We start from the raw sequence: 20,310 nt of genomic DNA on the forward strand, positions 1-20,310 counted from the left end.
TGGTTAAGAGGTTAAGAGCCTAGGAATCGATGTCACTCTTGAAGAGTCTCGCCTGCGAAAATGTCGGCAGAGCCTCCGGATCTGCGTTACCAGGCTAAGCGAAAGTAACGAGCAGAACGAGTAAATCACTTAGGATTGCTATAGAGAATTAGTATGAGTTTAAAAATACATTTTTTTACATCATAAATTTAAACCCTTCAAAAGTTAGCTCGTAAATTACAAAATTTGGGACATGAGTTAGCCATATCTGCGGCTGAAAATCCTCCGATCCATCTCAGATGGGTGAAATTTCTATTACTAACGGTGTAGCGATAGAGATGTGGAATATCAGTCTTAAGAGATTTGTCATTGCTCTGTCATTAAGATAAGCTAAAAAGTATTTAAAATCAACAAACATTTGAGGATATTTGGCTATGGACGGTCAAGACCCCGCTGACATCAAGATGGGTAACGTAGATGAAGAAGAAAGTTCAGTTGTCGCACACGGCACGGCTATTTTAGGGATCGATCCTGAAGGAGGAGAGGCCGTACTCTTTAAGGATTTAGAAGTCACAAATTCTAAAGTAAAATTGAGTGCATACCTAGCGATAGATGGAAATTTAAATAAATCCATAGAACTAGGCGAACTCACAGGAACTATGGGTACCGTTAAAAGTGCCGTCCCCCTAGGAACAGATACCTCCCCTTACAATACCGTAGTTCTTCGCGACCAAAAGAGTAAAAAGAAAGTCGCAGTCATTGAATTGTAGATCCGCAAGCGAGTAGGGATGGGATAATATCTCTACTCACCTATTAAAACTTCACGCTTTATTAACCTTTGCTTACTGTTCCTATACAAATAGGACTTCATCTAGAGCAATTTAATAAAAACTTGTTATTAGCAGTTTTAACCATCCAAAACATCGTGTTCACAGGTAGCACTCACTTATTTGGCAAAATTGTATAAACTAACTTCTTTACACTAACGAATCTATGCCTAGTTAATCGATAAACTTTGGGAATACAAGGCACGCCTTACGGAGAATCGAACGAAACATTGTTGAGCAAAATAATCTCCTTGAATTCGCAATAAAGACTTAAGCGCAGCCAGCAAGTTGTGAAGGATGTCCCCGAATCCGAAACCAGTTGCGACGGCACGAATAGCCAGCAGTTGCATCAAATTCGCTGCCTTGAATTACTCGATGGCGATGAATGGCGCGATCGACAATAATTGATTTATAATCAAGATATCTACCCCAGCACCATACCCAATCATGCTCGCAGAAGCAAACGCCATACTCTGGCCCAGTCTAATTACTATTTCAGCATTAATTCTTTACTTCATTCTTACCCTCAACGTCGGCAGAGCCAGGTTCAAGTACAAAGTTTCTCCTCCGCAGATGACAGGAAACCCAGACTTTGAGCGAGTAGTGCGAGTTCATCAAAACACCTTAGAGCAACTGATTTTATTTTTGCCCTCGCTGTGGATATTCTCGCAATTTATTAGCCCAATTTGGGCCGCCGGTATCGGTGCAGTTTGGATAATTGGACGCATTTTGTTTGCTTGGGGTTACTATCAAGCAGCGGAAAAACGAGCCGCCGGATTTGGCATTAGTACCTTAGCTACTTTAACTTTACTGGGCGGTTCCTTAATTGGCATCATCATGGCGCTGCTCAAAGTTTCACAGTTATAACTAATATTAGTAGGGTGCGCCAAAAGCACCTTACCCAGTAAATCTAATTCTTTCAATCACCTTCAGGAGTTAATATGTCGGAAACCAACAAACCCGTATTTCAAATTAGCCAGCAGCTTTTTCAACAGCTTACCGAGTGGCAAGAAAAAATTGCACTAGAAGATGAATCAGCAACCGAGTCAGAAGACGATAAACAAATTGAGGTAAAAAGTCCTCCCGACAGTTATGAACAGAATTCTCAAACAAATAATTCCTAGTTTTTGGGTGGCAGCATCTTTGGCATTTCCGGCTGCTGTCTCGGCTCAATCGCTGACACCAAACCAATTTCAGCAAGTCAATAGCGGTTTGTTTCGTTCTAATTCTCAAGATTTCTTTGAGCAAGGAAATCGCCAACTGGAAAGAGAAATTGCTATTTTGTTGAAAAATAATGTCGCTTCCGAAAGCAAGATTTTGGAGATTGATGAAAAATTGCGATCTCAGATTTGTCGCGAAGATTTTCAAATTTCCTGGCAGGATTATGATACAATCAGTGTTCCTGATGTTTCTAGTTTTAATGCAAAACTCAAAGATATTTGCAGGCTAAGTTAAAATCGAAGTGAAGGGTAAATCAAAGGTTTAGTGTTATATTGTGTCAGCTCTAACGGCTAAAATAAAACTGGTTGGTAGTGAGGACTTTAGTCTGGATTGGCAGAAATTTTGAAAAATGAAGTTGTAACTACTAACTTATAAATGTTTAAAATTGTTTGTAATGAGGACTTTAGTCCTGATTGGCTTAACAAATTTTGAGGATTTTAGGCATCACTACGAACTGAGGAATGTTATTTTATTTGACATGATATTAATGGATGGAGGATCAAAGACAAAATTGAAACTAGCGATGCTGTCAGCGGAAACTGTGGGTCAGTTTGCTGCTATTATTATTGATTACACCCATGAGGAAATGATGCTAGTTTTTCATGAGCTGGAATGGGAAGAGCAGGCTAGAATTAAAGATATTTGGAAGAGTATTTGAGGGCTGGCGCATCTATAAAGTCGCAGGTTGCTGCACCGGACACGGCATTATCTATTGGTGTCAACTTAAGGTCAAACATAGTCATAGATAGATACGCTTGGGTTAATGCTATTTGTCATTGCGCTACGGGAGAGTAATCGCAGAGACTAGGTTACTTCTCAATCTTTGTGAGATGCGCGCGGAGCAATTACCTTGTCAACCAAAGCGTATTTTTTTATACTGATGAATTTTCACTACTGCCTTCTATGTAGCGACGCAAAACCGAGTTGATTAAAGCTTTATGTTCTCCCGTTCGAGCTTGGAACCACTTCAAAATATCTGGGTCAATTTGAACTAATCGCTGTGCTTGAGATGCAGGAATTCTTACAGTAGCGAGTTCAAAAAACTCTGCCGTCAAGGGTGGAATGTCAGAGTAATCAATTCCTTCATCTTCCATTTCTTCTAATGCTTTCCAATTAGTACGAGAGGTATTGCTCAAGTTTTTGGCGCTCATATCGATTTGCCCTTCGTGCTGAAATGATCCGAATCACGTCATTCTGTCGTTCTGTCCAAACAACAACCGCGATGCCGTTACCGAGGAAACCGATACCGAACCAACGGTTTTCGCCGTAATCAAAACGATCGTCTAGCTCAACTAGCATTGGACTATCAAACATTTTAGGGACATCTACAAAATCAATGTCATGTTTGCGAATATTATTTAGATTCTTCGCTTCATCCCACTCAAACTGCCTGAAAATCTGGCCATGCTAATTAGGCTGCCTTTATTATAGCCGAATAAGCTTGGGTTAACAAGTGGAGGGGGTAGGATCGCACCATCCACTACCCCTACAAAAGCCTGATTTGATTTTCTTTCTTGAGTGATAATCTAGATATAGCCTGATTTTTTCGCAAGCGATTCGAGACACAATTGACGGAAATGATCGCCCCGCTGCTCGAAGTTTTGGTATTGATCGAAACTGGCGCAAGCTGGCGAAAGCAGCACGACTTTAGCGTTGTTCTGTTTGCCTAATTCTGCGGCTCTGGGAACTGCTTTTTCCATTGTTTCGACGATTTCCCAAGCATTATAATTTGCTTGTTCTAGCCGATCGCTAAAAATGCCTGCCGCATCCCCAATTAACAGCACCCCTACAGCTTTCGCCTTAATTGTATCGATCCAAGCGCGATCGTCCCCTTCTTTGGGATCGCCGCCCGCAATCAAAATCGCCGGCGCGCTTACAGAAGCCAACCCGACTTGCGCCGCATCGTAATTAGTCGCTTTGCTGTCGTTGATAAAATCTATGCCTTCCCAAGTGCAGATGTGTTCGAGACGGTGCGATACTCCGGGGAATTTATCGATCGCCCGGGCGATCGCACTTCGATCGATCCCCGCCAAATTAGCCGCCGCCACCGCCATCAACAAATTTTGCAAATTGTGCTCTCCCACCATCCGCAAAGACGAAGCAGGCAAAATTTTCTCGCTTTGAGCAATTACCCAACCGTCTGCGATGTAGGCTCCAAAAGCCCGCTTTCCTAATAATTCCTGTTCACCTTTAACACTCGTCCAACACGCATCTGGCCAAATGTCAACTCCTTGCTGCCGCAAACAAGGATCGTCGCCATTAATTACTTGCAATTCCGACTTTTTCAGCAAATGCGCTTTAATGTTGTAATAATTTTCTAAAGTTTTGTGGCGGCTGAGGTGATCCGGTGTCAAAGTCGTTAAAACTCCGATTCGCGGCGCTACAGACGGCGATGATTCTATCTGATAGCTGCTGATTTCGGCGATTACCCAATCCGGCGGTTTTTCAGCTAAAGCTAATTCGCACGCAGCATAGCCAATATTGCCGCAAGCAGGAGCATGAAGCCCTGCTTCTGCAAAAATAGCAGCAATTAAAGCAGTAGTCGTAGTTTTGCCGTTAGTGCCACTAATTCCCACCCAAGGAGCTTTGAGATAGCGCCACGCCAGCGCCATTTCTCCGATTGTTTCAATGCCTAACTCTCTGGCGCGTGCTAATCCTGGACTGTCCCAGGGAACGCCCGGACTTACTACTATTAATTCTATCGATTCGACTGGTTCAAAAGATTTACCTAACTCAACTGCAATTCCTTCGCTAGCGAGTTGCTGTTGCTGTTCGAGCAAGTTTGGGGAAGATGAGCGATCGCTCAGCGTTACTTCCCATCCTTCGCGTTTTAGCAGTCTGGCGGCGGCATTCCCCGATTTTCCTAATCCAATGATGTGAGCGATCGGCATAAGTTGTGTGTGTGTGATGGAGCGAACTTTCCTGGTTTTTTCTTTTTATGTCGGTTACGGTTTTTTTTGGATGATTTAACCGCAGAGGGCGCAGAGGGCGCAGAGGGGGAGGAGAGAGATGATAGAAATGAATAATTCCGATACTAATTGATTTGATTTTACATCAAAACTTTTGGCCGGAATCTAACTATTTCAAATCTTAAATTGATTGACGATCGGCATCAGTTTTGTGATATAGCAAATTTTCGGGTTTTTTTCTTTTTATGTCGGTTACGGTTTTTTTTGGATGATTTAACCGCAGAGGGCGCAGAGGGGGAGGAGAAAGATGATAGAAATGAATAATTCCGATACTAATTGATTTGATTTTACATCAAAACTTTTGGCGGTAATCTAATATTCAAAATCTAAAATCGATTGACGATCGCCCCAAAGTCAGCCAACACCCGCGCGTGATTCCGCAGCAAACCCAGCAAATTCAAGCGATTGCGCTTAATTTCCGGGTCGGAATCCATCACCAAAACGCTTTCTGGGCCGTCAAAAAAGTTGCTGACAGCCGGAGCAATTTCTGTCAAACTCTCTACTAATTGTTGGTAATTGCGAGTTTGTTTCGATAGCAGCGTTTGCGGCACTAACTGCACCACGGCATCATAAAAAGCTTGTTCGGACGACTTTTGAAACAACTGTGGTTTCACCGCAGTTTTCGGTTCCAATTCAACTTTATCCAAATCTCCTTGAGCCGCTAAACGAGTTGAACGGTTGACTGTTTCGTAAATCCGATCCAAAGTCTTGTCATTGCGGATTTGTTGCAGAAACAGCGCTCTTTCCACCGTGTCCAACAAATCTTTCAATGCCCGTTCGGTATATTCGGGGTCGTTTTCTCCCAAAACGGCATTCACCAAATCGTAATCTACATTCTTTTCTTCTTGCAGCAAAGTCCGAATTCTTTGCAGGAAAAATTCGTATAATTGTGAAAGTAATTCTGGGCTTGTTTCCGGGCGAATTACTGTAAATTCGGCAACAACTTCTGCGAGTAACTGGTCCAAGTTGATTGGTAACTGAGCCGCCCAAATAATGTTAGCGATCGCATTGGCTGCGCGGCGCAAAGCAAAAGGATCGGAGGAACCTGTCGGCAACATTCCCAAGCCGAAGATGCTGACTAATGTATCTAATTTGTCGGCTATTGCGACAACTTGACCTGTGAGAGTTTGCGGTAATTTGTCCCCCGCGCCTCTAGGCAAATAATGCTCGAAAATCGCTGTGGCTACGGCTTTTGCTTCGCCGCAGGCTAAGGCGTATTTCTGCCCCATGATTCCTTGCATTTCGGGAAGTTCGTAAACCATTTGGGTAACGAGGTCGGCTTTGCAAAGTAAGGCTGCTCTTTCTATGTAAGCTTTTTCTTCGGCAGTTATTTGCAGTTGGTTGGTGATGAGGCTGGCAATCTTGCACAGGCGATCGACCTTGGCGCGCACTGTCCCCAAATCTTCCTGAAAAGTGACTTTCTCCAACTTCGGCAAATAATCCTCTAGAGGCTTGGCCAAGTCTGCTTTGTAGAAAAACTCACCGTCGGCCAACCTCGCCCGCACGACTCGCTCGTTACCCGCAGCAATAATCGCCGATGCGGCCGGATCTCCGTTGGAAATTGTAATGAAGTAGGGCAGAAGTTCGGGAAAGTCGGGGCTTTTGAGGATTGGGAAATAGCGCTGGTTTGTAACAATAATTGTGGTGATTACTTCCGGCGGCAATATCAAAAATTCTTCGTCAAATTTCCCTACTACTGGGTTCGGCCATTCTACTAAGTCGGTGACTTCTTCTAACAAATCTTCGGTAATGTCGGCGTAACCGCCTTGTTTTGTGGCTGCGGCTTCTACTTGTGATTTAATTTGATTTTTGCGCTGGGTTCGATCGACTTCGACGCAAGCAGCCCGCAGACACTCGGCATAATCCTCGGCTTGCGGAATCGAGACTGGCTGCGGATGTAACACCCGGTGTCCTTGGGAAATTCGATCGCTCTTGACCGTATCCGAACCGCTGACCAAGGCGATCGGCAGTACAGTATCATCTAACAGTGCCACGATCGATCGAATCGGGCGCGGAAACTTCAAATCTCCGTCAGCCCACCGCATGAATCTTTTGCCTTCTAACTTATTAATCCACTGCGGCACAAGTTGTGTCAAAATATCCGCACTCAGCCGCCCCGGAATTTGTTTGAGCACAAACACAAAATCGCCTTTGTCCGTAGCGCGAACCGACAAAGCATCGATTTCTACGCCTTGTTTTTTGGCAAAACCTTCGGCTGCTTTCGTCGGTTTCCCGTCTTTAAAAGCCGAACTTGCGGGCGGGCCTTTTACCTCTTCTTCTCTGTCTGATTGCTTGATTGGCAATCCTTCGATCAGAACTGCCAAACGCCTCGGAGTGGCGTATACATTAATTGATTCATTTGTCAATGATTGTTCTGCCAGAGTTGCAGGCACGAGCCGTTCCCACTGCCGGACGCTGCTGGCGACAAAAGATGCGGGCAGTTCTTCGGTACCGAGTTCTAATAAAAAGTTAGGCATATAGAAATTCTGAAGTTAGTGAGGTACGGATTGGTAATGGGTAATGGGTAAATCGGTCATCGGTAATTGGTAATTAGTAATTGGTAATGCGCGATCGGCTGGCTAGTACCTCAGTTGATTGAAAACCACTAATTAACAGAATTGGGTGTTTTTGTCAATAGGCAATTAATTGGCCCGTTCCACAATCTAAAAAACCCTGGAATTGATCTCGATAACGCATTGACAGAACTATTTTACCGAGGCGCAAGTCCTATTAAATCCAAAAAAGACTCAAAAAACCAGCATACCACTTAAAATCGGGGGTGAAAGATAATCTCAGCAGCACATGACCTTGGCGGAAAGACTGGCACAAGATTGGAAGTCGCGACTAGAAAAAGATTGCCCCGACGAGAGTTCTAGCACTCGCGAGAGTGTTGTCCGCTGGCTGTTGGGAGACAAGCCAGAAAGATTTGACTCTCTGAATCCGACTCAACTCACCGTCGCCTGTGGGGCGATCGACTTTTTATATCGAATTTTACAGCAGCGGTATCTGGGAGTCGCGCCAGAAAAAGCTTACCGCAACTTGATCGGGCGGCTGGGCGGTTTGGTAGTGCTCAGGCAAAAAATCCAAGCGTGGGTTTCCCTGAGTCGCGACAGACAGCGGAGTGCGGTGGAGGTACTGCAAGAAGTGATTCAGGAAATGCTCAATTCCGATCGCTACCTCCAGCAGCAAGTCGCCTGGATTGCCGAATGCACGACAGACAAACGCCTGCGAAATGCTTTGCTACTAGCGAGCACAGAAGAATACTGTTTGCGGCCCATCCGCAACCAGCCACTGCTGGTGTACCGCTTCGTCAACTACCTGCGGCGTTCCCAGCGGGGCGGGTTGACGCAAGTCCCGGCGGGAGATTGGGTGCGGTTGGTGTCGGAACAAATTCTACCCGACGATACAGAGGAACCGCTCAGCCTGCTAGACACACAGGCGATGTCCGATTACCAAGAAAATCAAGTTTGGGAAGAGCGACAAGCGGGGCGGCAGATTGTCCAGCAAGAATTTGAGAATTATTTGAGGGATCAAGTCGATCCGCTGGCTTGTCAGTGGCTGCGGCTTTATCTGCAAGGCCGTTCCCAAGAGGCAATTGCTGAGGCTTTGAACGTTCCCATCAAACAAATTTACCGCTTGCGAGAAAAAGTCAGTTACCACGCGATTCGGGTTTTTGCGGTCAAACAAGCACCGGAATTAGTCGCTAACTGGCTGGAAACTTCGCTCAAAGAACACAATTTGGGTTTGACTCCCGCTCAGTGGCAGCAATATTTACAAAATCTCACGCCGGTGCAACTGCAGTTGGTCGAATCGCTGAAGGCAGGAAAAAGCGTAGAGACGATCGCATCTGAATTAAAGCTGAAAACTAATCAAGTTATCGGCGAGTGGAGTAAACTCTATTTAGCCGCTCAAACCCTCCGCAACGACTAGATGAGCCATTAGTTGCGGGCAATTGCTAATTCTTAATTAACAGTAGGATTTTGCATAATGCGTGCTACTAATCAATGCCGGAATAGCTACAGAGTCCTGCGATTTTTCCCCTGGAAAATTCGCACATCGCCATTGGCGCGATCGCACTTTCGGTAAGATCGATCGGGATATCGCAGCACGGGCGTCATGATATCTCGATCGCTAGCCTCGCCGCGAACTCTGTGGGGTAAAATATCAGCAGCGCGATCGACTTGTCAGGATTTTTCAACAAATCCTCAATTTAGCCGTGGCCCGCAAGTCATCGATTGTGGTGCAGATGCAATACTTGCGAATTAATAAGATCGTTCTGTCGTTGTCAGCCGCTCAATCGATCGCGATCGAGTGTTCGCCATCAGCGCGCAAGTCATCATCTAACTGTAAATCTTTCAGTAGATATTGAAACGGCAACACAGAAGGGAAAAAATTCTGAGACTGAGGATTTTTATTTGATCGAAGCTTCCGGTTTTTAGACGAATGTCTCCGTCAGGGAAGTTGCAGCGTTTAATTATATCAATCAGGTTGTTGTGGCGCGATCGATCGCGCTTCCGACTACAGAGCAGCTAATGGTACATACATCTTCAACAGACTTGGCGGCTACAATGGACATGGACTCCGATCGAATATTTCAACTAATCGACACAGTTGTCCCCTTTGAAGCTTGTCTTTACTATCAAGTTTTGCCTATATCCCTAGAAGGCAATATATTGAAATTGGGCGTAGTCGATGGGAAAGATGACTCCGCCTTGGACTACGTGCAGCGGATTTTAGCTTACATGAATTGCTCAGTCACAACCGAGCAAATTTCCTCGGAAACTCAACGCTCGATGCTCTCAGCTTACTTGCTCCACGGGAACCAAGTCAAAGAACCCAGCCCCACACCAACCGCAGCAGCCCCAGCACCAAAAAATCCCGCACCAGCAAATTCCGCATCCGAAGCAAAAACCCCGACCTCTTTTCCCCAACCCTCCATTCCCGCTAGCCGGTTGAAAGCGACCTCCGCAGCAATCAAACCAGCAAGCGCCGAAGTTTACCCGACACCTGCTGATGTGCCGGTTTTGGATGTCGAAGCCTCGTATTTGTCAAGCCCTGTCGAAGTTTTGGCAACTTTACCCGCGCCCCAACTGCTGGAAGAATTGCTCGGTAGAGTGCTGCTAGACGGTATCGGCCGCCTGTTTTTTGAGCGCCCCCAGTCCCAGGGCCGCATTCTTTGGAGTCAAGACGGCGTTTTGAAATCGATCGTCGAAGGTATCGATCCGGTGCTGTTTGAAGAAGTCATCGACGAGTTGAAGAGGCTGACGGATATGCCTGTTTCCCCCATAGAACATCCCAAACAAGTCGAAGTTGAACGCATATATAAAAACACTCATTTGCTGTTGCGCTTGCGGGTAATGGCAGTGGGCGGCAAGGAAGAAGCCACGTTGCAAGTGCTGCGGGGAGCGGCTTTGAGGTTTTACCAGCAGCAGCAATTGTCTAGTTTGAGTCGGGACGCGCTGCAACTGGCCAAAGAATTGCAGCGGAAAGTGAATCAAATTCGCGATCGCACTCGGCTTTCTCCTTTACCTTTAGACGGGCTACCCGCTTTGGAACAGGTGGTTAAAAATGTTGACGACCAACTTGAAGCTTTGATGCACGAACACAATCCCGATCAGCCCTAATTAGAAATACTGGTAAGTTTTGAAATTTCTTTCACTCGAATCTAGCCCGGTCAAATAAATAATAATTAGGTTGGTAGTTAGGACTTTAGTCCTTCTTCTGATTTGGAGCATCTCCTGCATCGCAAAAAGGATGTTTTTTTTACAGTGCGAGCGTCCCTGCTCGCGTGCTGTGTAAAGCACGCGAGTTCTCTACAGCTACAAATGCAAAACACAGATCCACCCTTTTAATTTGGATGAGGAAGGACTAAAGTCCTCACTACAAACCTAGGTGACTGCAATTGTGCGATCGCGCCTAAGATTGCCCGTGTTCAAAAACATCCTTGTACTGCAACAAATCCAAAGTTACAAAAACCGACAAAACTTGAAAACATTGCTGTGCAATTTCCCAGCGTTCTTCTCGCTGCAACATAGCAGTCAACTTTTGTTTAGCGCTTAACAAATAGCGGACATCGTTCGCAGCGTAGTGCAGTTGCTCGTCTGAAAGATTCTCGGAATTTCCCCAATCCGAACTTTGAGAGGTTTTGTTGAGTTCTACTTTTTCTAGTTCTTTAATTAAGTCTTTAAGTCCGTGTCTGTTGGTGTAAGTTCTCGCTAGTTTGCTCGCTATTTTTGTGCAGAAAATAGGTGCAATCTCAATACTTAAATTGTAGCGCATTGTTGCTATATCGAAGCGGGCAAAGTGAAACACTTTCTCAATATTCGGGACTTCCATTAACTTTTTTAAATTCGGTGCCGCCGTCTGACCTTTAGCAATCCGCACCGCCGCCACTTTACCTTGCGGATCGCACAACTGCACCAAACACAAGCGATCGCGCCACGGTAGCAAACCCATTGTTTCGGTATCAACGGCGATCGCCTCCGCCGTCAAATAATAAGATAACAGAGCATCGGAAATATCACCATCGCACACTTGAAAATCTGGAAATTCCATTATTAGTAATTGTTGACTGTTGATTGTTGACTGTTGACTGCTTTTTTCCCTCTTCCCTCTTCCCTCTTCCCTCTTCCTTCTTCCCTCTTCCTTCTTCCCTCACCTTATCTACTGCGGACAAAAATCTGAGTAAAATAATACTCGCCTTTGGCATTTTTGGCAATCCCAATACCAGTTAAATTAAACTGACCCTCCATATTTTTGCGGTGACCCTCACTTTTGATCCAACCTTCAACAGCATTGCGTACCGGATCGTTGTAGCCCATGTTGTAAGCAACATTTTCAGCCACACTTTGATAGGGAATAGAAATTGCTTTCACCCGCCCCTCAAATCCGTCATGGCTAAACTTAACTTTCCCACTCGCCATATTTTGGCTGTGAATTCTTGCTTGCTGAGTAATTCGCGCATCGACACTCAGCGGCGGCAACTTTTTCGATGCTCGGTATAGATTTATCTGTTGGTTAACAGCTTTTTCTAAGTCAGCCAGCGAACTCGTCAAAGCAACATTAGTATTCATAGAATCTTGTGGGAGCGATCGCGCCGAAAGTGAATTAGCACAATTAGGCAAGATTGTCAACAATCCTAAAGAAATCAAAACCAAAGCTTTGGACATGAATTTGAATGACAAATAAAGTTAATTGTTACCGATTCCTACAGAGCGATCGCCCAAAATTCCGCTAAACCATATTCATAACTTTAGCAACAGTGTTCACATCTTTGTCGCCGCGCCCCGAACAGTTAAGCACAATGCGCGGACTCCCAGTTAACTGCGGGCACAGAGTCTCCAAATAGGCGATCGCGTGAGCAGTTTCCAAAGCCGGAATAATCCCCTCCAACTGCGAAAGACGCTGAAAAGCCGCCAGCGCATCTGCATCAGTGACACTATAATATTCAGCCCGGCCAGCATCCTTCAAATAACTGTGTTCCGGCCCCACGCCCGGATAATCCAAACCAGCACTAATCGAGTGTGGCTCAATCACTTGACCTTCATTATCTTGCAGCAAATAACTCATTGCGCCGTGCAAAACACCCACAGTTCCCTTAGTCAAAGTAGCAGCGTGTTTGTCCGTATCCACACCCTCGCCCGCCGCTTCAACACCGATCAATCTAACAGTTTCTTCCCCGACAAACTCGTGGAAAAGACCCATTGCATTAGAACCGCCACCGACACAAGCTAATAAAATATCCGGCAAACCAGCCCACTTTTCCTGACACTGAGCGCGCGTTTCTTGACCGATTACCGCATGGAAATCGCGCACCATCATCGGGTAAGGATGCGGCCCCGCTACGGAACCCAAAATGTAATGAGTTGTCTCCACATTTGTCACCCAGTCGCGAATCGCTTCGGAAGTCGCATCTTTCAGCGTTCCCGTACCCGCCGCCACCGGTCGCACTTCTGCCCCCATCAGCCGCATTCTAAACACATTTAAAGCCTGTCTTTCCATGTCCTGAACGCCCATGTAGACAACGCATTCCAAACCGAAACGAGCGCAAACCGTAGCAGTAGCAACACCGTGTTGACCTGCACCAGTTTCAGCAATTACCCGCTGTTTCCCCATGCGTTTTGCTAACAATGCTTGAGCTAAAGCGTTATTAATTTTGTGAGCACCAGTGTGGTTTAAATCTTCCCGTTTGAGATAAATTTGCGGGCCAGTACCGTCTGCTTTAGCATAATGCTCTGTGAGGCGTTCGGCAAAATACAAAGGGCTGGGGCGGCCGACATAATCTTTGAGCAATCCTTGAAGTTGCTCTTGAAATTCCGGTTCGCTGCGGTATTTTTGAAAAGCCGCTTCTAACTCAAACAAAGCAGGCATTAGGGTTTCTGGGACGTATTTGCCGCCGAATTGGCCAAATCTACCCAGGGAGTCGGGGCGTTGGGCCGCGGTTTCGGAAGTGAGACGCAGGGGGGTAACAGTCATTGGATTTTAGATTTTAAATTTGAGATTGTTCGATTCGCGGGTAAGCTAGAAGTCGGCGCACTCGATCGCGCGCCAGTCGATCGTACCAAATCCCTTGGAGACTTGAGGCGATCGAACAAATTTCATTATAATTCCTTCAACCCTGAACAGACTAATACAATAAATAGAAGATAGAGCGCATTCCGAGCGATCGCAACTTTACCGAACCCGTTAAAACTAGAAATACCAGTAAAAGAAGTTCAGGCATATTAACACATGGCAGCATCCAAACGCAAAGATTCAGACAACAAAACAACCGACGGCAAACGAATAGTTTACTCCGAATTTGGCAACACCGACAACTCAGCCGCCCTCCAACGCGGCACCCCAGAAGTTGCCCCAAATCAACAAAATCTCAAAGTAGAAGCATCCCGAAAAGGACGAGGCGGCAAAACAGTTACAGTCATCAGCGGATTTCAGGGAAAACCCGAAACATTAGCAGACTTAGCCAAGCAGCTAAAAGCCCAATGTGGCACAGGCGGTACAGTTAAAGACAACGAAATCGAAATTCAAGGCGAACACAAACAAAAGCTTGCCGAAATTCTCAAAAAAATGGGCTACAAAGCTAAAATAAGCGGCGGCTAATTTATATTATTCTTCCATCTTCCATCTTCCATCTTCCATCTTCCATCTTCCCTCTTCCTTCATTTTATGTATACTCGACCCTTAGCCCGTTTAATCGAACAATTGCAGCGCTTACCAGGAGTCGGGCCAAAAACAGCACAGCGACTCGCTTTGCATATTTTAAAACGACCCGAAGAAGACGTGCAAGCCCTAGCTCAATCTTTGATTGATGCCAAAAAACAAGTCGGTTTCTGTAAAGTATGCTTTCACTTATCTGCTGAACCTGTTTGCGAAATTTGTCGCAACACAAACCGCGACAGTTCTACCATTTGTGTAGTGTCAGAATCCCGCGACGTAATCGCCCTAGAAAAAACCAGGGAATACATCGGCAAATATCACGTTGTCGGCGGCGTTATTTCGCCGATGGATGGAATTGGCCCGGAACAATTGAACATTCAACCCTTAGTCCGCCGCGTCAGCCAGCAAAAAATTAGTGAAGTAATTATTGCGATTAGTCCCAGCGTGGAAGGCGAAACTACTACTCTTTATATCGGTCATTTATTGAAACCTTTTACCAGAGTGACGCGCATCGCTTTTGGTTTGCCAATGGGGGGAGATTTGGAATATGCAGATGAGGTAACTTTGGCTCGTGCTTTGGAAGGAAGGAGGGAATTGGATTAGTTTAAAATGGGCAATTGCTGAGTTGAAATGTTAGAGAAACGAACCGCGAAGACGCAAAGGACACAAAGGAAGATGGGAGAGAAGGAAGTGCGATTGCTTTATTCAGGTTCGCAATCGCAAATTTGCAAAAAAGGTTAAACTAAACAAAGTTACTGAGAGTGAAAAAATATGACTCAATTCGATCGCCCTTTGATCTACCCCACAACCCACAAAACCGACGTATCTGACGACTATCACGGTGTCAAAGTATCAGATCCCTACAGATGGCTGGAAAATCCCGAATCAGAGGAAACCCAAGCCTGGGTAGAAGCCCAAAACGCAGTCACCTTCGGCTACCTCAGCCAGATTCCGGCGCGGGAAAAAATCAAACAGCGACTGACTCAACTTTGGGATTACGAGAAATACGGCATACCTTTCCAAGAAGGCGATCGCTATTTCTACTACAAAAATGACGGTCTACAAAATCAATCTGTACTTTATACTTTACCATCCTTAGACGGCGAACCTAAAGTATTAATTGACCCCAACACTCTCTCAGAAGACGGAACTATTGCTCTCGGCGGCATAGCTATCAGCGAAGACGGCAAACTAATGGCCTACGGTTTGTCAACTTCCGGCTCCGATTGGCAAGAATGGAAAGTTCGCGATGTGGAAACAGGCGAAGATTTATCAGACCATTTAAAGTGGATTAAATTCTCAGGAGCATCCTGGACTCATGATGGTAAAGGCTTTTTTTACAGCCGCTACGACGAACCAAACGAAAAAACTAAACACGAAGACGTTAACTATTACCAAAAACTGTTTTATCACAAGCTCGGTACTTCCCAATCTGAAGATATATTGATCTACGAACGACCGGATCAAAAAGAGTGGGGATTTGGCGCAGGTGTCACCGAAGACGGCCGCTACTTAATTATCTCTGTTTGGCTGGGAACTGAAACCAAAAACTTGATTTTTTACAAAGATTTAACAGCACCGGAATCCAGCGTTGTTGAACTAATTAGCGAATTTGAGGCAGAGTACAGTTTCATCGATAATGACGGCTCTCTTTTCTGGTTTCAAACAGATTTAAATGCACCGCTAGGCCGCGTAATTGCGATCGACATTAGCAACCCACCACCATCATCCCTCGCGGGCAGTGACACTCAAGGGAAATTCGCAGAAATTATTCCCGAAGCAGCCGAAACCCTCGGAGGCATTGGCATCCTCAACAATCAATTTATCGCTTCTTACCTAAAAGATGCCTACACCCAGATTAAAATCTTCACCTTAGAAGGCTCTTTTGTGCGAGAAATCGCCTTACCGGGAATCGGTTCGGCGGGAGGATTCGGCGGCAAGCGGCACGACACGGAAACCTTTTATGCTTACACCAGTTTCACAGCGCCAAACACGATTTACCGCTACAACATGGTGACAGATGAAAGCACTATTTATCGGAAACCAAATGTCGATTTTGACCCCGAAGGCTACGAAACGAAACAAGTATTTTATCCTAGCAAAGACGGTACTCGCGTACCCATGTTTATTACCCACAAAAAAGGTTTGCAATTAGATGGCAATAACCCGACATACCTATACGGTTACGGCGGTTTTGGCATCTCGCTGACTCCTAGTTTCTCGGTTAGCAGGGTTGTGTGGTTGGAGATGGGCGGAGTTTACGTCACAGCCTGTTTGCGGGGAGGTGGCGAGTACGGTGAATCCTGGCACCAAGCAGGTACAAAGTTAAAGAAGCAAAACGTGTTTGATGACTTTATCAGCGCTGCTGAATGGTTGATTGAAAACAAGTACACCAAACCGGCTAAATTGGCGATCGCAGGCGGCAGCAACGGCGGTTTGTTAGTAGGGGCTTGCATGACTCAGCGGCCGGAATTGTTCGGTGCAGCATTGCCCGCAGTCGGCGTTATGGATATGTTGCGCTTCCACAAATTTACCATTGGTTGGGCCTGGACTTCGGAATACGGTTCCCCGGAAAATCCCGAAGAATTTCCCACAATCCGCAGCTATTCTCCCCTGCACAACCTCAAATCGGGCACAGCTTATCCGGCGACAATGATTACAACTGCCGATCGCGACGACAGAGTAGTTCCCGCCCACAGTTTCAAGTTTGCTTCGGCTTTGCAAGAAACCCAAGGGGGAGAAAAGCCGGTGTTAATTAGGATCGAAACCAAAGCAGGTCACGGGGGCGGCAAACCTACTGCTAAAGTCATTGAAGAATTAGCAGATGAATGGGCTTTTTTGGTGCGCGAGCTCGATATTAAGGTTTAACCAGCGCGGGATTGGGGGTGAATGTATCAGCGTTGTATCTGCCTTAAATCTGCGGTTGACACATTTATCAAAGATTTATGCAATTACTCTACTCGTCTAATTTTTCCCTCCAATCCTGCGATGTTTCACTGGTGTTCGCAGCATAAACCAGCTCAAATAACATAGGTAAGTAAAGATTGTCAACCCCCCATTTAATCATTTTTATTAAAATTAATTTTTGTATGCTTTAGCGGTCATTTTGACATTTTTTTGAGACCGCTTTTTTCAGTTAGTTTAGCGGCAATGTCAAGCGGGCAACAGAAGTCAATCGAATCTCAAATTAAAAACTTTCCAATTCTCAAAAACAGATTTTTCAGTGGATTTACGGTAAATCTTGGGTGAGAAATAATACTTTTGTCCGCACTGAGTACCCTTATGTCACTTACATTACTGTCTTTTTTCAGCCCTGCGTAAGTAATCTTCAATCCGGGTTAAAAACCCCTCTTTATAAAACTTAACGCTTGAAACCCATCTTGCATAAACTGGCGTTATAGTTCAGAAAAGCTAAAAAATAAAAGGGGTATTCAAGCCGGATTTTGTATTGCGGGCGATCGCAATTTCAATTTTCTGGCACAGTCTACGCTCAAAAAAAACAAGACTTAACCGTAGCCGTAAAATCCTAAAAACCTTTGCAGATAAAAGCTTTGAGTTGAGTAGTCATTAGGTGGCAGCAGATGCGCCCCAGCATTCCCCTCCATTTTTGTCTAAAAATTTCAACTCAACAAAAAAAACACGTAAGTATTAATTTTGAAGTTTAAGAAAACTTATTAAAAATTTATATTTTGTTGTTGATTGATTTTTTTTAAAGGGGTAGGTTAGAACGGATAAGTAAATCAACGAATAATGAAAATGATCCCTAAAACGTCGCATTTGTCAGCGGTAAAAATACTGAAATCTAAAAATATGGCCACTAAAAACAGCTTTTTTTTTGCAGGAGCGAGCTCTCAAGCAGAGCCAGAAGCCAAAAAATCTCTAGTGGTGGTTGACTCCAGAGTAGAAAATTACGAGCAATTGATCGGTGGGGTCAAAGCAGGAACGGAAGTATTTATACTCAGTGAAACTAGGGGGGCGATCGAGCAAATCACCGAAATTTTGGGTCAGCGCCACAATATCAACAGCCTGCACGTAGTATCTCACGGCCGAGAAGCAGCAATCGCGATCGGCCCTGCAGAATTTAATCTTGACAACCTAGAAACCCACAGCCACCAATTGCAGCAGTGGGGAAAATCCCTCAGCAAATCCGCCAGCATTCTACTTTACGGCTGCAACATAGCAGCAGGCAAATCCGGCCTTAAATTCATACAAAAAATTAGCGAATTCACCGGAGCAAATATTGCCGCTTCCAACAATTTAACTGGTAGTGCAGCACTAGGCGGCGACTGGGAATTAGAAATTACCACAGGACAAATAAATGCCGAAGTAGCCTTTGAAAAAAAAGTCCTAGAAAACTACAAATCAGTCCTCGCTACCTTAGTTAGCGAAACCTTTCAAGGTTCAACAGCACTAGGGCCTTGGATTTATAATGGCGGCGGTTCACCTCCTCCTGGCTTAACCGCAGGCACCGGCCCCGGCATTATTCCCGGTGTAGTGGCAGGGCCAGTCGATCCACCAGGCAGCGGTGCTTTGAGATTAACATCAAATGCGAATAACCAAGCAAATTATGTCATCTACAACAACCCCATCTCTTCAACTGACGGGCTGAGAGTTACCTTTGATTTATTTGCTTATAACGGCAATAATGGTGCTGATGGCATTAGTTTTTTCCTAATTAACGGAACAGCTACGCCAGCATCGGCGGGAGGCTTCGGCGGCTCTCTCGGCTATGCTCCCAACACCTCCCCCCCAGCAGCATTCGGGATTGTAGGAGGTTATTTAGGTGTCGGATTAGATGAATTTGGCAATTTTTCCAATTCTGGTCAAGGGCGTATCGGCCCCATGCCCAACCCGGGGCAGCGACCTGATTCAATTACAATTAGAGGCAGCGAAGCCAACAACTATAAATTTTTAACTACCGCTCCCGTTCCGGGCGGCATAGATAATGTTACGGCAACCACTCGCACTACTGCTAATGTAAAAAAAACCGTCCAAATTACATTACTACCAGGTTCAAGCCGTCTTTCAGTTGCTATAGATACTGACGGCAACGATGTATTTGATACGGGCGTAACTTTGATAGACATACCCGATCTAATCGCGGTAAACGAAACAATACCACCTACTTTCAAATTTGGTTTTGCTGGTTCGACAGGCTCGTCTACAAACATTCACGAGGTTGCTAATCTCCTTGTCGAAACGATCAATCCTCCTGCAAGCCAAGCCGACATTTCCGTTGCTAAAACAGGCCCCGCCTTCGTCGCTCCTGGCGGAAACATTACCTACACAATTACCACCAGCAATGCTGCTGGTGGATCCGCTGCCGCAGACGTTTTGATTCAAGATCAACTGCCCGCAGACTTAACTTTTGTCAGTGCTCTCCACCCTAATGGCAATGGTGTATACAACCCTCTCACGCGGACTGTAATCTGGCCGACGGTTCCGGCTTTGGCTAGCGGTGCTAGTGAAGTCCGCACCATCACCGTAAATGCCACCGGGGCGCTTGGGACTACCATAACTAACACTGCTTTTAGTAACTCCAGCACCTACGACCCCACCCCAGCTAACAACAACGGTACTGCTGTAACATCTCAAGTCCAAACTACAGTTGCTCAAGCCGATGTCAGTACCACAAAAATCGGGCCAGTGGCGGAGACTGTTGGCAATATAGTTACTTACACAATTTCCACAGTCAACAACGGGCCGAGCATAGCGACTAACGTCACTGTCACCGACACCATCATTCCCAATTTAACGGGAGTGGTGGCACCGGGTGGCATCTACGATAGCGTTACGGGTATTGTCACCTTCCCTCCTGTGAACTTAGCCATCGGTGCGGCCAATGCTCTAGCCAACACAGTCAGCTTCATCGCACCCGCAGGGCCAAGCGTCAGCAACAAGGCTAGCAGCAGCTCAGCTACTCCAGACCCCACTCCGACTAACAACGACGGTAGTGCTCCGGGTGCTAATGTCACCACGACTCTGACAGCAGCCAACCAACCACCAGTAGCCAACCCTACCACTGGGTCAGTGCTGCCGGGAAACACCCTTCCTGTGCCCGGATTGGGAGGAAATGACCCCGACGGGTCGATCGCCTCCTACACCATCAACACCATACCGCCAGCGGCCCAAGGAGTCCTGTTTTTAGGAGATCCAGC

General features: G+C 45.7%; 18 protein-coding genes. 11 read left to right on the top strand and 7 right to left on the bottom strand.

The genetic code is table 11. The features are described from left to right. Positions 1-413: 413 nt before the first annotated feature. From QT998_RS15195 to QT998_RS15215, 5 genes are all read left to right on the top strand, one after another. Positions 414-749 (top strand): hypothetical protein, encoded by a 336-nt coding sequence (locus tag QT998_RS15195; RefSeq protein ID WP_194008708.1) that lies wholly within the window; start codon positions 414-416, stop codon positions 747-749. Between the two features lie 504 nt (positions 750-1,253). Beyond that, positions 1,254-1,673, top strand: a complete 420-nt coding sequence (locus QT998_RS15200; RefSeq protein ID WP_333118258.1) for an MAPEG family protein — start codon at positions 1,254-1,256, stop codon at positions 1,671-1,673. A gap of 74 nt (positions 1,674-1,747) precedes the next feature. Continuing rightward, the gene (locus QT998_RS15205; protein WP_333118259.1) at positions 1,748-1,930 is read left to right on the top strand and encodes a hypothetical protein; all 183 of its coding nucleotides are present in this window, start codon (positions 1,748-1,750) and stop codon (positions 1,928-1,930) included. Then, complete coding sequence (locus QT998_RS15210) at positions 1,899-2,261, top strand: hypothetical protein (RefSeq protein WP_333118261.1); 363 nt, start codon at positions 1,899-1,901, stop codon at positions 2,259-2,261. Before QT998_RS15205 ends, QT998_RS15210 begins: the two co-directional genes overlap by 32 nt. A gap of 160 nt (positions 2,262-2,421) precedes the next feature. Continuing rightward, positions 2,422-2,685: a hypothetical protein gene (locus QT998_RS15215; RefSeq protein ID WP_333118263.1), complete on the top strand. Its 264-nt coding sequence runs from the start codon at positions 2,422-2,424 to the stop codon at positions 2,683-2,685. A 214-nt stretch (positions 2,686-2,899) separates the two neighbouring features. Here QT998_RS15215 and QT998_RS15220 read toward each other — a convergent pair whose 3' ends face one another. From QT998_RS15220 to glyS, 4 genes are all read right to left on the bottom strand, one after another. Then, positions 2,900-3,178 (bottom strand): BrnA antitoxin family protein, encoded by a 279-nt coding sequence (locus QT998_RS15220; protein ID WP_333093394.1) that lies wholly within the window; start codon positions 3,176-3,178, stop codon positions 2,900-2,902. Then, positions 3,141-3,425: a BrnT family toxin gene (locus QT998_RS15225; RefSeq protein WP_333118273.1), complete on the bottom strand. Its 285-nt coding sequence runs from the start codon at positions 3,423-3,425 to the stop codon at positions 3,141-3,143. Before QT998_RS15225 ends, QT998_RS15220 begins: the two co-directional genes overlap by 38 nt. Before the next feature lie 128 nt (positions 3,426-3,553). Then, positions 3,554-4,918 (bottom strand): UDP-N-acetylmuramoyl-L-alanine--D-glutamate ligase, encoded by a 1,365-nt coding sequence (gene murD, locus QT998_RS15230; protein ID WP_333118265.1) that lies wholly within the window; start codon positions 4,916-4,918, stop codon positions 3,554-3,556. A 404-nt stretch (positions 4,919-5,322) separates the two neighbouring features. Continuing rightward, positions 5,323-7,473: a glycine--tRNA ligase subunit beta gene (gene glyS, locus QT998_RS15235; protein ID WP_333118266.1), complete on the bottom strand. Its 2,151-nt coding sequence runs from the start codon at positions 7,471-7,473 to the stop codon at positions 5,323-5,325. A gap of 325 nt (positions 7,474-7,798) precedes the next feature. Between glyS and QT998_RS15240 the strand changes: the two genes are divergently transcribed. Together QT998_RS15240 and QT998_RS15245 are read left to right on the top strand one after the other, a co-directional pair. Beyond that, positions 7,799-8,926 (top strand): HetZ-related protein 2, encoded by a 1,128-nt coding sequence (locus QT998_RS15240; RefSeq protein WP_333093398.1) that lies wholly within the window; start codon positions 7,799-7,801, stop codon positions 8,924-8,926. A 602-nt stretch (positions 8,927-9,528) separates the two neighbouring features. Next, on the top strand, positions 9,529-10,620 hold the full coding sequence (locus QT998_RS15245; RefSeq protein WP_333093399.1) for a hypothetical protein: 1,092 nt from the start codon (positions 9,529-9,531) through the stop codon (positions 10,618-10,620). Positions 10,621-10,912: 292 nt separating this feature from the next. Here QT998_RS15245 and QT998_RS15250 read toward each other — a convergent pair whose 3' ends face one another. From QT998_RS15250 to trpB, 3 genes are all read right to left on the bottom strand, one after another. Further along, complete coding sequence (locus QT998_RS15250) at positions 10,913-11,551, bottom strand: ribonuclease D (protein ID WP_333093400.1); 639 nt, start codon at positions 11,549-11,551, stop codon at positions 10,913-10,915. Between the two features lie 104 nt (positions 11,552-11,655). Then, the gene (locus QT998_RS15255) at positions 11,656-12,165 is read right to left on the bottom strand and encodes a CAP domain-containing protein (protein ID WP_333093401.1); all 510 of its coding nucleotides are present in this window, start codon (positions 12,163-12,165) and stop codon (positions 11,656-11,658) included. Between the two features lie 64 nt (positions 12,166-12,229). Then, complete coding sequence (trpB, locus tag QT998_RS15260; RefSeq protein ID WP_194008719.1) at positions 12,230-13,471, bottom strand: tryptophan synthase subunit beta; 1,242 nt, start codon at positions 13,469-13,471, stop codon at positions 12,230-12,232. 255 nt (positions 13,472-13,726) lie between these two features. Between trpB and QT998_RS15265 the strand changes: the two genes are divergently transcribed. From QT998_RS15265 to QT998_RS15280, 4 genes are all read left to right on the top strand, one after another. Beyond that, positions 13,727-14,095, top strand: coding sequence for a translation initiation factor (locus tag QT998_RS15265; RefSeq protein ID WP_194008720.1), 369 nt, complete (start codon positions 13,727-13,729; stop codon positions 14,093-14,095). Between the two features lie 66 nt (positions 14,096-14,161). Beyond that, the gene (gene recR, locus QT998_RS15270; RefSeq protein ID WP_194008721.1) at positions 14,162-14,755 is read left to right on the top strand and encodes a recombination mediator RecR; all 594 of its coding nucleotides are present in this window, start codon (positions 14,162-14,164) and stop codon (positions 14,753-14,755) included. 168 nt (positions 14,756-14,923) lie between these two features. After that, entirely contained in the window at positions 14,924-17,020 is a 2,097-nt protein-coding gene (locus tag QT998_RS15275; protein WP_333093404.1) for a prolyl oligopeptidase family serine peptidase, read from the top strand. A 942-nt stretch (positions 17,021-17,962) separates the two neighbouring features. Further along, a partial coding sequence (locus tag QT998_RS15280) for a DUF4347 domain-containing protein (RefSeq protein WP_333218067.1) occupies positions 17,963-20,310 on the top strand: 2,348 nt, incomplete at its 3' end.

This window comes from Microcoleus sp. S1D4 (genome assembly GCF_036700765.1).
In the GTDB taxonomy this organism is placed as follows: domain Bacteria; phylum Cyanobacteriota; class Cyanobacteriia; order Cyanobacteriales; family Microcoleaceae; genus Microcoleus.